This window comes from Rossellomorea sp. KS-H15a (genome assembly GCF_024195245.1).
Lineage (GTDB): Bacteria > Bacillota > Bacilli > Bacillales > Bacillaceae_B > Rossellomorea > Rossellomorea vietnamensis.
In genome coordinates this window covers 4,206,838-4,219,103 of record NZ_CP096886.1, presented here as the reverse complement: position 1 = coordinate 4,219,103, position 12,266 = coordinate 4,206,838, and the positions used below count along the sequence as shown (strand labels likewise).

Below are 12,266 nucleotides of genomic sequence, written 5' to 3'. Positions count from 1 at the left end.
TGCGCTAAACCCCTCTTACAATGCATACAAATAGCTTGTAAGGGGGGATTTTTTTGTCTAAGTTCAAAACCAACAAACCCCGAAGAGGAGGTCCGCTGCCTTTTCGACATGTCATGATCATTACGTTTCTGTTCTTTATGATCTCCACAGGGTTCGGATTGTGGATCATTAACAAAGGGTTGAAGCCTACACTTCTTGCATATGCCGAGACACAGACGAGCAGGATCGGTACCCTTGTGATTAACAAAGCCATCAATAAGAAAATTGCCGACGTTCTGGATATTTCGGATATAACCGAAGAAGTGAAGAACCAGGAAGGCGATATCGTCTCGTTTAAATACAATACACAGACCATCAACAGGGTCCAGGCAGAGATTACGAATCTGGTCCAGCAGAATCTCCAGGAAGCAGAGGCAGGGAATATTGAAAATCTTGAGTTCCTCACTGAAGTGGAAATTGATGAAGGGAAGTCGAAGACATCGAAGGGCATCACCTATTCCGTTCCATTGGGGCAGGCAACGAACAACGTATTGCTCGGTAACCTGGGGCCGAAAATCCCGATCCGCTTTCATTCCATCGGTGACGTACGGTCCGATGTGAAGACGACGGTGGAGCAGTTCGGGATCAATAATGCGGTTGTGAAGGTATTTGTGGAGCTTGAAGTAAATGTGCAGATCATCATCCCGTTTGCAACGAAAACCGAAACGATCAAGCAGGATATCCTGGTTGCAATGGGTACCGTCCACTTGGATGTACCGCAATTTTATAACAATGGTGGAGGGGATTCGAGTCCTTCCATTGAATTTCCCACAAATTAGTATGGAAAAAAAGTTGTCAAAAGAATGATAGTTTGTTATATTAATAAAGAAAATTTTATAACACACCACATCATCAGTCCGATGGGGTAGAGGCGCAGGGTTCAAGAGTAATCTGTTCGAGGATGACAACGGAGAAAACAGACGAAAGGGAATCTTTGCCGAAGTAAATATGCATGTCGAAGGTGTATTTGCTGGGGTTATCTTGAAGAAGGATAACACTGTCATTATAGGGAAATCTCTATAATGGGGAGCTACAGATCGTGATGGAGCACTTACGTTACTAACAAAGGTAATGATAGTTTCTCTATCGTTGCCTTTTTTTATTATCCTCTGTCATGCTACGATGGTTCCCCCCTATCAAATAGGAGGAGGACACTATGGAAAACACGATTTACTCATTATTACCACCCCTTTTAGCCATTCTTATGGTTATTCTCACAAGACGGGTACTGCTTTCATTGGGAGTAGGAATCGTTGCTTCTGCCTTTTTGTTGGCAGATTTCTCAATTACGAAAACATTCAACTTTATGTGGGATGCCTTCAAAGGTATCTTTGTCGCAGACGGCGGACTAAACACCTGGAATGTCTACATCATTTTCTTCTTACTCATTCTTGGTATCATCACAGCATTTGTGAATATCTCCGGCGGGAGCCGCGCATTCGGTGAATGGGCGATGAAACGTGTGAAGACAAGACAGGGCGCACAGCTTCTTGCTGCGGTACTGGGTATCATCATTTTTATTGACGACTATTTCAATGCCCTTGCTGTCGGACAGGTTTCAAGACCCATCACGGATCGTCACAGGATCTCACGTGCTAAATTAGCCTATATCATTGATTCAACATCTGCTCCGATCTGTGTTGTTTCCCCGATTTCAAGCTGGGGAGCATACATCATCGGGATCATCGGCTCCATCCTTGCAACACACAGTATCACGGAGTACACGGCATTCTCGGCATTCATTCAAATGATTCCAATGAACCTATATGTATGGGCCGCCGTACTGCTAGTCGTCATGGTTGCCTATAAGGGACTCGACTTCGGAAAAATGAAAGAGCATGAAGTACGTGCCCTTGAAACCGGAGATCTTTATGATCCAGGCAAAGAGATTCCCGGTGAATTGAAAAATGATCTTCCCGTCAGCTCAAAAGGCTCTGTAGGCGATCTTGTCTGGCCGATCGTTGCACTCGTGATCGGGACGGTTTCCATGATGCTTTGGACCGGTTACCAGGCAGTGGGATCATTCGACTTATTGCCGATTTTTGAAAATACGGATGTTACTAAATCTTTATTATACGGTGGATTATTCGGACTTCTTGTTTCCCTGATCTTCTTCCTTCGCCAAGTAAGCCTAAAAGGAATTGAAGGGAGTGCTCTTGGAACAGCTGTAGTGGAAGGTATCAAGTCGATGCTTCCGGCTGTTTACATTTTGATCTTTGCGTGGACGATCGTGACACTCATCGATCAGCTGCAGACGGGTACGTATCTGGCCGGTCTGGTTGAACAATCAAGCCTGCCTATGCAGGCACTTCCGGTCATCTTATTCCTTGTTGCCGGTATCATGGCGTTCTCAACGGGAACATCTTGGGGATCGTTCGGAATTCTCCTACCGATCGCCGGAGAGATTGCTGCAGCATCGGATGTAACAATTCTACTTCCTGCCATGGCAGCGGTGCTTGCAGGATCTGTATTGGGTGATCACTGTTCACCTATTTCCGATACGACGATCCTTTCTTCTACGGGAGCTGGAAGCAACCATATCGATCACGTGCTCACGCAGCTTCCATACGCGGTCATCGGTGCGGTCGTTGCCGCCATCGGTTACCTTGTATTGGGATTCACAGGCAGCACCATCCTTGGTCTCGCTGTTGTCATCATTTTGATTCTGGCCTTTGCCTTTTTATTCGGTGAAAAAGCAAAGCCGGCATCTGCAGAGTAATCCATAAAAAACCAGGAGCCATTCGGCTTCTGGTTTTTTTGTGTGCTTGGAGCCCCATCATACAATTGCCTCCCATTCCACAAATTCCGACAAAATTCTTATAGTGAAATAGTACTGTAGGAATTTGGTGAATTTCTCAATAAAACACTAAAATAAAGCTTTGACAATTGTCCTGGAACTAGCTATACTGACTTTAGATTATAAATAATCTGAAAATATAAAAATTTCAAATACCTCAAGGCAGGTAGTTGGAAAGAACTAGGGGGGAACAACATGGAGAATCGTGCACAGTTTGGTACACGGGCAGGATTTATTCTTGCAGCTGTCGGTTCAGCAATCGGATTAGGGAACATTTGGCGTTTTCCGGCAGTAGCATATGAAAACGGCGGGGGAGCATTCTTTATTCCTTATTTATTCGCTCTTCTAACAGCAGGTATTCCATTATTAGTACTTGAATTTACAATTGGTCATAAGTACCGTGGTTCAGCACCGTTATCTTATTTCCGTCTTAATAAGAAAACAGAATGGCTCGGATGGTGGCAGGTCTTAATTGCATTCGTCATCTCTACCTATTATGCCGTCATTATCGCCTGGGCGATGTCATACAGTGTTTTTTCTTTCAATTTAGGCTGGGGAAAGGATACTGAATCCTTCCTGTTCAGCGACTATTTAAAGCTTTCGGTTGATGCCGGTCAGACTGGCAGTGTGGTTCCAGGAGTATTCATCCCTCTTGTAATCGTATGGGCCGTTACACTTGGTATTCTTTTCAAAGGTGTAAAGAAAGGAATCGAAGTAGCGAATAAAATCTTTATTCCAGCACTTGTTATTTTATTCTTAATTATTGTTGTTCGCGCTTTAACATTACCAGGAGCGATGGAAGGCTTGGATGCATTCTTTAAGCCAGACTTCAGCAAGATTGCTGATCCTGGTGTATGGGTGGCGGCATATGGACAGATCTTCTTCAGTTTATCCATTGCCTTCGCCATCATGATCACCTATTCAAGTTATTTGCCGAAAAAATCGGATATTACGAACAACGCCTTCATCACGGGGTTCAGTAATTCCGGATTCGAACTATTGGCTGGTATCGGTGTATTTGCCGCACTTGGTTTCATGGCACAATCACAAGGAGTGGCCGTGCAGGATGTTGTAAGCGGCGGTGTGGGACTTGCGTTTGTTGTCTTCCCGCAGATCATCAACGAATTCCCGGCATTCAACGAAGTCTTTGGTTTCTTATTCTTTGCTTCACTTGTACTGGCCGGTCTGTCATCATTGATTTCCATTTCGGAAACCTATGTGGCAGCCGTCTCTGAGAAATTCGGGATTTCCCGTAATAAAGCCGTCCTATTCGGTGGCGGACTTTCAGCTGTCATTTCCATCCTCTTTGCTACACAGGGTGGTCTGTTATTCCTGGATGTTGCGGATTATTTCATCAACCAATTCGGAGTGGCGTTTGTCGGATTAGTGGAAGTAGTCGTGATCGCCTGGTTCCTTCGCAAGCTGGGGGCATTCCAATCCCATGCGAATGGAATATCGGATATCCAGCTTGGTGCATGGTGGAAAGTATGTCTAGGCGTCATCACACCAATCGTCCTTGGATGGATGATGTTCGGTTTATTCAAGATGAATCTACTAAAGGAATTTGAAACGGAAACTGGCAACTACGGTGGATATTCTGATGCTTTCGTTCTTTACAGTGGATGGTTCGTAGCTGCATTTGCAATCATTGTAGGAGTAGCCTTCGGATTTAAACGCTGGCATGCCAAGACAGAAGCCGATAGCTATAAGGAGGTAAGCTAACATGACTGGTAGCGCAATTACTATGATGGTTGTAGGAATGGTCATCATCTGGGGTGGATTAGCAGCTAGTATCATGAACGCTGTTTCCAAATCGAAAAAACAGGTATAAAGGAAGAAGCAGACGATGGAATCCCATTGTCTGCTTTTTTACTGCTTCTTGTTTTTAATTCTGTCCTGTCGCTCCCACATTCTTAGGTGAGGATAGGGATCGAATGACCATTCTGTCAGGCCATTATCCTTATACATTCCATAATGCAAATGCGGTGGGAATTTCCCTGACGTTCCCGGAGGTCCATATCCTGAGCTTCCGACACCGCCGATCACCATTCCCGGTTCAACCACTTGTCCGACATGAAGATCTTTGGCAAAACCACTCAAATGGGCAAAATAATGGTACGTATTATTAATGTCGCGTATTCCGATACGCCAGCCTCCATATCGATTCCAGCCTTTCATCTCGATGATGCCATATGATGTAGCCCTGACTGGAACACCGTAATCAGCGAAGAGGTCCGTCCCTTCATGGATCCGTCTTCCACCCCATCCACGGGCGTCTCCCCAGGTGTTCCGGTAACTATAATTAAATCTCAGGGGAAGCGGAAAGGCTTTCTGATTGAGATGAATCGTTCCGTATTGTTTATATATTTTGGCATTTCCCATAATGATACTGACGGTTTTATCCCGCTTATAATATTCCCAGAGGGCAAGCTTGAAGTTGTCGTGATCGATGCCGTAACGAAGGATAAAGTCGGTTAATGCGGCAAGTTTATCTTCATCACTTTTCAGGCTGGCTTTTCCGTCATGATCCCCGTCCCGGCCGATTCCGTTGAAAAGAGCGATCGTTTCAGGATTGTCATCCTCGGCGTGGGGGTTCAAAGGTCCGACCCACTTTTCAGGCTCCATATAAATCGAGATGAAAGAGGATGGCTTTTCCCTGTCTTTCCGGGCGAACCTTAGACTGCGTTCGTATTGATCAATGGCTGCCAGGTAGTACCAGGGGATCTGAGTCATAGCCTCGCTCTTCTGGAACAGTTCCATTCTTTTTGTGTGTATCTGCTCATCTGTCAGCTTTTCTGCTGCGAAGCTCTGACAGGGGCTTATCATGAAGAAGAATACAATGCAGAATACCAATCGTTTGTACAAAATCATCCCTCCATTTTTAGGGGCCTATCTGTAGTTTGTATCGTTATCTTGGATTCATAATCATCAATAAATGGTAATAGGGTATCACATGCTTGTTTTCACTTTTTTAGTATGATAAAGTGACAAAAGAAGTATATTGATGATGGCTTTTTTTACATAGGATGAACGAGAAAACGTTTCACTCTTTGCCTAAGTCAGAATTATTTAGGATTGGAGATGAGGGGTATGAGTAAGAAAGATGAACACATTCGTAAACCGGATTGGCTTAAGATTAAGCTGAATACGAACGATAATTATATGGGTCTTAAAAAAATGATGCGGGAAAACAATCTTCATACAGTATGTGAAGAGGCCCGTTGTCCTAATATTCATGAATGCTGGGGAACCAGACGTACAGCTACGTTCATGATTCTGGGCGACATTTGTACACGTGCCTGCCGTTTCTGTGCCGTTAAAACAGGACTTCCGACTGAATTGGACTTGAAAGAGCCGGAACGCGTTGCGGATTCCGTGCAACTCATGAACTTGAAGCACGTCGTCATTACTGCGGTTGCACGTGATGACCTGAAAGACGGCGGTTCAAAAGTCTTTGCTGAAACCGTCCGTGCTATCCGTCGTAAGAGCCCGTTCACATCCATCGAAGTACTGCCTTCTGATATGGGTGGGATATTTGATAATATCAAGACATTGATGGATGCTAAGCCTGACATCATGAATTACAATGTTGAAACCGTTCGCCGACTGACTCCAAGAGTTCGTGCCCGTGCGACTTACGATCGTACATTGGAATTCCTCCGCCGTGCAAAAGAATTGAATCCAGATATCCCAACGAAATCGAGCATCATGGTCGGTCTTGGGGAAACGAAGGAAGAAATTCTCGAAACAATGGATGATTTACGCGCCAATCATGTTGATATCGTGACATTAGGTCAATATCTGCAACCATCGAAGAAGCATTTAAAGGTTCAAAAATATTATCATCCTGATGAATTTGCCGAACTTCGTGAAGCGGCAATGGAAAAAGGGTTCAGCCACTGTGAAGCAGGTCCTCTTGTTCGCTCATCTTATCATGCCGATGAGCAGGTAAATGCAGCAGCGAAAGCAAGACAAGCTAAAGGTGAGCAGGAAGTACAGAACGCATAATCTAGAGAAATACAAAAGGACTGACCTGAAGGAGAAGCTCTCTGACAGTCAGTCCTTTTTTGCAGATGGTTTTCGAGATGTCCAGCTCCGGCGGCTAGAGGCTCGAGGTCATAAGTCAAATCAACCAAAAAGGCAAAGAACGCCTTTCCGGTTGATTCGTCTTATGCTTGTCGCCTCTGAACGAGCCGCCTCCGCTTTTCGTTAGTCCATCATCTTATTTCCATCAGTATAATCATTACGTTTCTGACGGTCCATGTTGATTTTATGGGTATCGTCATCACGCATTTCGTACTGATCAGATGTCATTTCGCCGTTGGCATTTTCTCCTGAGTCGACATTTCTTCCTTGTGGTGAGTCTTTCAGCATAAGGTTGATGGTATCATCAATGGCTGTGTTGGCGTTTTTGCTGTCACTATCCATTTTGGCCAGATTTTCGACATTACGCATCAACGCTTTATCATCGGTCACATAGACATGGTACCAACGTGGGATGACGGACATGGCTGTTTTCTTCACCTGATCGGCGACTTCGAAGCGTCCGTCTTTATCCTTTTTATCGGTCACATATGAGACCAATACTTCTTCATCCGTGACGAGGGTAGAGCAATCTTTCACGTCAGGAAGGGCGACACTCATTTTGCTGATGCTGTCGGCTACCTGCTCGCGATTGATACTGTACATATCCTTCGTGGAAATGTTTTGACCACCGGTAGGGCTCTTCTGTTGTCGGACATAACCGAAGTCTTCCCCGCGGTGCGGCCCTTTTTTGGTCCAGCCATTTTCGTTATACAGGTCTTCCCTGTCACTTACGTTAATGGTATTCCCGTTGTCGTGGAACATTTCCTCATTGGCCGTGTCGATGCCATTACAGGCTGTCCCGATTAGTGTGATGCCGAGTACCGTTGTACCTAAAAGTAATTTATTCAACTTAAACACCCCCTATTTAGTAGGGTGACCATCTCGTATGGTAATTTTTCATAGTAATTAATGGACAATCCGTTATAATTTAAAATAAGGAAACGAAAGTGGGTGGACAGAGGTGATTTGTGTGCAGAACACGTGCTACGAAATCGTCGAGGAATTCAGGGACGGATTCAACGAGGAAGCTTTCAAGGAAAGGTATAGCGATATCTTAAGCAAATACGACTATATCCTTGGTGATTGGGGATACGGACAGCTCCGATTGAAAGGATTCTTCGATGATCACAATCAAAAGGCTTCTTTCGACACAAAGGTGAGTACTCATAAGGATTACTTATATGAATACTGTAATTTTGGGTGCGCTTATTTTCTCGTGAAGAAAGTCAATAAATAATGGTGAAAGGAACAAACGATGATGGTCGTTTGTTCCTTTCTTTTACTTATTTTCAGTATATGGAGGTTCTTCATTCACATCCGGGTCGGCATGAACAGGATGTGATCCGGGTTCCTGACGCGGTATATCCTGATGCAGGGATTTATTCTCGTAGTTGAAGGCGCTATAATACCGTTGGCCTTCTTCCCATGGTGTACTCTTGTTTTCGACAGGGGTATGCTTACCTCTGGGAGCACCATAAGGACCTTCCGGAAGTGTTTCGGGGACGAGGAAATTACGGTATGTCTCTACATTGGAGAAGTCACTGTATTCTTCGTCTTCTTTGTCATAGGATTTCCGGTCTTTGCTCATTTTATCTCCCACCTTTCATACATTTAGTATGTGAGGGGGAGGTGAAGTTCATTCTCTCAAGGGACCATATGGATCAAAGAATGATCTCACCTAAGAAATCCCTTAATTCATCCGCTTCTTCTTCGGTTAATTTAAATACACTCTCAACGTATCCAGGTTCATCAAGGTCATCTCTTCCCATGATGGCAAATCGGCTGCCCTGAAGATCCAGTACCAATGATTTACCGTAATAGCGTTCCGTTTGGGTAATGGCCAGGTCGTACCGCTGATTTTCCCCCATGAAACTTACGAATCGCGTTCGTGTATTTTCTGTATCGTCATATAAATAAAAACGTTCACTCATCACGATGTCCTCCTCTGTTTATGCTTATTTCATCATACCAAACTGAGAGGGGAATTGCAGGATGTACCTGTATGGGTCAGGTGAAATTATGTTAAAATAAAGTGTCAGGTTATTGTTGAAGAGAGAGGTGAGCATCATGTATTTCGTAGACAGGGAAAAGATTGAAGAAATATTGGTCTATATGGATGAGCAGCTAAACATATTCAGCCGTCAAGGACAGTGGGACGCTACTCTGGAAAAGTTGGCCCTTGAAAGGGTTGCCCACGTCATCATTGAATCTGTCCTCGACGTAGGGAACAGCATGATTGATGGATTCATCATGAGGGATCCGGGAAGCTATGAGGATATCATTGATATTCTTCTGGATGAAAAAGTGATCACAGACAAGATGAGTGAAGACTTGAAACGCCTCGTCGAACAGCGTAAATCACTCGTTCAGGAATATACAACGATCGATCACAAGCAAGTACATACCATTCTGGAAGACGTGTTCCATACACTGAACCAGTTCCCGTTACAGGTCCGAAACTACCTTGAAAATGAACTGGGCCCCGTTTCGGCATTCAAAAACTAAACGTATTTGACAGCGCTTCCTTTATAAGAAGCGCTGTCTTATTTTCTTGAGAGTAACTTTTTAACGAAGCAAATAGAAATGTTGGACATACTAACGACACTAAATGGAGGTAGATGATGAAAGAGTATAAAGGGTATTTAATCGACTTGGATGGAACGATGTATAAAGGGAAGGAGAAGATTGAAGAAGCGGGGGATTTCGTGAAGCGGCTGCAGGATAAAGGCTTACCTTATCTCTTCGTGACGAACAACTCTTCAAGAAGGCCAGAACAGGTGGCAGAGAAATTACGGTCATTTGATATACCCGCAACGAAGGAACAGGTATTTACGACATCTATGGCGACGGCACAGTACATGGCGAAGGAAAAGCCTGAAGGAACGGCCTATGTCATCGGTGAAGAAGGAATACGCTCAGCACTTGAAGAGAACGGCATTACACTGAAGGACGATAAACCTGATTTCGTGGTAGTGGGGATTGACCGGGAGATTAATTACGAGAAACTATCCCTCGCTTGCCTGGGGGTGAGAAACGGGGCAACGTTCATTTCAACGAATGGAGACATCGCGATTCCGACTGAAAGGGGATTGCTTCCTGGGAATGGTTCCCTGACGTCTGTTGTGACTGTCTCCACCCAGACCGAACCGATCTTTATCGGTAAGCCCGAGTCCATCATCATGGAACAGGCATTGTCTGTTTTGGGAGTCCCGAAGGAAGACACTCTGATGGTGGGGGATAACTATGATACAGATATCCTCGCAGGAATAAATGCAGGACTCGATACGCTCCTTGTTCATACAGGGGTTACGACAAAAGAGGCGTTGACCAAAAAGCATATTCAACCTACCTATTCAATTGAAACATTGGATCAATGGGATATATAATATAAAAAAGGTGGAGGCTGACTGCAGCCTCCACCTCTTTCATGACCCTGCTGAGTACTCAAATAGAAGAAAATGTCTTTAATTAGTAACATATTCATAATAGACAACACACGTTTGTATAAGTAAAATAGAACTAGTGTGAAAAGAAGTAAACAAAATACTATTTATACTAAGGGGGACTTTGGTAGTAGCCCTTTTGGTAACGATATCTATGCCTCTATAGATATCGTTGTAAGAATAAGTAGTAGGAACGTACATTATACTCCTAATGAATTATTTGGTTTTTTCCTCTAACTAACGATACTTTTTCCATGACGCATATTTGAGTACCCAGAAGGATCATGATGACAACAGAACATGAAATAATGAGTTTTTTTTAAAAATTTTTCGAAATTAAGTGTAAAGGTATTCAACTAGGGTAAACATCAAAGGTAGTAGGGGACTATTAGCATTGATACCTTTTCAATTTCTAACTATTCTTTACGAATGCACACAACTTTAAGAATGAAAGTCACTGTTTCTTATCTTGATTTTCGAAACAATCCACGTCATTTCTAAAGAATTTTTAAAAGGGTAGTGAGGTAATGAGTATTACAGTTACAGGACTTGTCGGAAAGAAAATAAGGCACCATAGAAGAGCAAAAGAAATCACCATACAACAATTAAGTCGCAAATGTGGATTAACGGTTAATTATATTTCGTTGATTGAAAAGGGAGAAGCGAACCCATCTTTGAACAAGCTGTTTGCGATCGTATGCTCGTTGGAGGTCCAATGGGAAGACATCATGCCGACTTGTGAAGAACACCAGGACCTCTACAATCATACGATTCTTTAATGAACTAATTTTCTCTTTTTCATTTCTTGTTCGATCAGAATGATGAATTCATCACTGAGTTTTAACTGTTTTGCTTCTTTATAGGCATCGATAAGGGCTTTGTCACTCAGGAGTTTAATAAGATCTCACCTCGATCATTTTTTAAAACTCATGTTAAATGTGTGATTCTGTAGACTCCGAGAGAGTGAAAGCCTTTTTAGGTGTGTATGTATTTTAGTTTGGCCCTGTATACAACTATAATGAATATAATTACAACTATAGTTGTAATTATATAAAACTATTCGCTGATGTGCAAACATTAAGTTAGTTAAATGGATCTAAATGTTTACACTTTATAATCTTTTAGGGTAGATTGTATCACTTACCTTGTACACTTCTTCCAACACTAAAAATCAGACGACCCAGTCGTCTGATTTGGAATACTTATTCACCCTCATTTTGCGCCCTTCGCCCGGTGTGCCAATCGGCTAGAAGCGGCCGCTGCAATGGCACCTACAATATCATCCAGGAAGGTATGGCACATACCTGATGATTTATCATTCAATCTCTCCAGGATCCCCGGCTTCTGCTTATCGATATATCCGTAGTTCGTGAATCCGATCGAACCGTATACATTCACAATTGAAAAGGCCAGGATTTCATCCACACCATATAATCCTTCATCTACTTCAACAATCGCCTGCAATGGTTCCATCAGCATCTTTTTCTCAGCTAATATATCAAGTTGAATGCCTGTCAGGATGGCGTTCTGTACTTCACGTTTCGTCAATACACGTTCCACGTTATAGACACATTCCTTCAATTCAAGATCAGGATGATACTTCTGTTGGAGGTACATGACTAATTGAGCGATGTCTTCTATTTCGACTCCTCTTTCATGCAGCCATTTACGTGCCGTGCTCTCTAATAAATCCATTGACTCTTTATCCTTCATCTTATTCACCTTTTTCCTTGAAAGATTATAAAACCCCTATTTCGATTAGACGAAGCCTTGTTTTACTCATATGATTCCCAATTGAAAAATAGACATAATAATAGCTTCTGTTCTCATTCTTGCCCATCCATGGATTTGGATATTCATAAATGCTTGGGAATGTTAGTCCCGGTTAGCGCATTCTGCAC

At 43.2% G+C, this 12,266-nt stretch carries 15 protein-coding genes and 1 riboswitch; of the genes, 9 read left to right on the top strand and 6 right to left on the bottom strand.

Annotation, left to right across the window (positions count from 1 at the left end; all coding sequences use genetic code 11):
* The first annotated feature begins 53 nt into the window (after nt 1–53).
* The 4 genes from yunB to M1J35_RS21690 all read left to right on the top strand — a co-directional run bounded on the left by yunB (nt 54) and on the right by M1J35_RS21690 (nt 4,667).
* Nucleotides 54–818 (top strand): sporulation protein YunB, encoded by a 765-nt coding sequence (gene yunB, locus M1J35_RS21705; RefSeq protein WP_224522040.1) that lies wholly within the window; start codon nt 54–56, stop codon nt 816–818.
* Nucleotides 819–897: 79 nt separating this feature from the next.
* A riboswitch (Lysine riboswitch) is annotated at nt 898–1,080 on the top strand.
* A gap of 115 nt (nt 1,081–1,195) precedes the next feature.
* A complete protein-coding gene (locus tag M1J35_RS21700; RefSeq protein WP_254652251.1) occupies nt 1,196–2,758 on the top strand; it encodes a Na+/H+ antiporter NhaC family protein in 1,563 nt (520 codons plus the stop codon).
* A gap of 273 nt (nt 2,759–3,031) precedes the next feature.
* Nucleotides 3,032–4,558 carry a sodium-dependent transporter gene (locus M1J35_RS21695; protein WP_254652250.1) on the top strand — a complete coding sequence of 509 codons (1,527 nt, stop codon included), beginning with the start codon at nt 3,032–3,034 and terminating at the stop codon, nt 4,556–4,558.
* Nucleotide 4,559: 1 nt separating this feature from the next.
* A complete protein-coding gene (locus M1J35_RS21690) occupies nt 4,560–4,667 on the top strand; it encodes a methionine/alanine import family NSS transporter small subunit (RefSeq protein WP_082197501.1) in 108 nt (35 codons plus the stop codon).
* A gap of 38 nt (nt 4,668–4,705) precedes the next feature.
* On the opposite strand, the gene M1J35_RS21685 is transcribed toward M1J35_RS21690, so the two are convergent.
* Nucleotides 4,706–5,707 carry a M23 family metallopeptidase gene (locus tag M1J35_RS21685; protein ID WP_371928695.1) on the bottom strand — a complete coding sequence of 334 codons (1,002 nt, stop codon included), beginning with the start codon at nt 5,705–5,707 and terminating at the stop codon, nt 4,706–4,708.
* Nucleotides 5,708–5,926: 219 nt separating this feature from the next.
* Here M1J35_RS21685 and lipA point away from each other — a divergent pair, with 219 nt between their 5' ends.
* On the top strand, nt 5,927–6,844 hold the full coding sequence (gene lipA / locus M1J35_RS21680) for a lipoyl synthase (RefSeq protein WP_224522043.1): 918 nt from the start codon (nt 5,927–5,929) through the stop codon (nt 6,842–6,844).
* A 201-nt stretch (nt 6,845–7,045) separates the two neighbouring features.
* Here lipA and M1J35_RS21675 read toward each other — a convergent pair whose 3' ends face one another.
* Nucleotides 7,046–7,780 carry a YhcN/YlaJ family sporulation lipoprotein gene (locus M1J35_RS21675; RefSeq protein ID WP_224522044.1) on the bottom strand — a complete coding sequence of 245 codons (735 nt, stop codon included), beginning with the start codon at nt 7,778–7,780 and terminating at the stop codon, nt 7,046–7,048.
* Nucleotides 7,781–7,883: 103 nt separating this feature from the next.
* On the opposite strand from M1J35_RS21675, the gene M1J35_RS21670 reads away from it, so the two are divergent.
* Nucleotides 7,884–8,159: a YutD family protein gene (locus M1J35_RS21670; RefSeq protein WP_044338154.1), complete on the top strand. Its 276-nt coding sequence runs from the start codon at nt 7,884–7,886 to the stop codon at nt 8,157–8,159.
* A 42-nt stretch (nt 8,160–8,201) separates the two neighbouring features.
* Here M1J35_RS21670 and M1J35_RS21665 read toward each other — a convergent pair whose 3' ends face one another.
* Together M1J35_RS21665 and M1J35_RS21660 are read right to left on the bottom strand one after the other, a co-directional pair.
* Complete coding sequence (locus M1J35_RS21665) at nt 8,202–8,510, bottom strand: hypothetical protein (RefSeq protein WP_034763749.1); 309 nt, start codon at nt 8,508–8,510, stop codon at nt 8,202–8,204.
* 73 nt (nt 8,511–8,583) lie between these two features.
* Entirely contained in the window at nt 8,584–8,853 is a 270-nt protein-coding gene (locus tag M1J35_RS21660; protein WP_034763751.1) for a DUF3055 domain-containing protein, read from the bottom strand.
* Between the two features lie 136 nt (nt 8,854–8,989).
* Here M1J35_RS21660 and M1J35_RS21655 point away from each other — a divergent pair, with 136 nt between their 5' ends.
* From M1J35_RS21655 to M1J35_RS21645, 3 genes are all read left to right on the top strand, one after another.
* A complete protein-coding gene (locus M1J35_RS21655; protein ID WP_254652249.1) occupies nt 8,990–9,427 on the top strand; it encodes a DUF86 domain-containing protein in 438 nt (145 codons plus the stop codon).
* A gap of 116 nt (nt 9,428–9,543) precedes the next feature.
* The gene (locus tag M1J35_RS21650; protein WP_254653824.1) at nt 9,544–10,308 is read left to right on the top strand and encodes a TIGR01457 family HAD-type hydrolase; all 765 of its coding nucleotides are present in this window, start codon (nt 9,544–9,546) and stop codon (nt 10,306–10,308) included.
* A gap of 584 nt (nt 10,309–10,892) precedes the next feature.
* Nucleotides 10,893–11,144, top strand: coding sequence for a helix-turn-helix domain-containing protein (locus M1J35_RS21645; protein WP_159362733.1), 252 nt, complete (start codon nt 10,893–10,895; stop codon nt 11,142–11,144).
* On the opposite strand, the gene sda is transcribed toward M1J35_RS21645, so the two are convergent.
* Together sda and M1J35_RS21635 are read right to left on the bottom strand one after the other, a co-directional pair.
* Nucleotides 11,141–11,236, bottom strand: a complete 96-nt coding sequence (sda, locus tag M1J35_RS21640; RefSeq protein WP_252189373.1) for a sporulation histidine kinase inhibitor Sda — start codon at nt 11,234–11,236, stop codon at nt 11,141–11,143. The two genes, M1J35_RS21645 and sda, sit on opposite strands and share 4 nt — an antisense overlap.
* A 341-nt stretch (nt 11,237–11,577) precedes the next feature.
* Nucleotides 11,578–12,078 (bottom strand): phosphatidylglycerophosphatase A family protein, encoded by a 501-nt coding sequence (locus M1J35_RS21635; RefSeq protein WP_254652248.1) that lies wholly within the window; start codon nt 12,076–12,078, stop codon nt 11,578–11,580.
* Between the last annotated feature and the right edge of the window lie 188 nt (nt 12,079–12,266).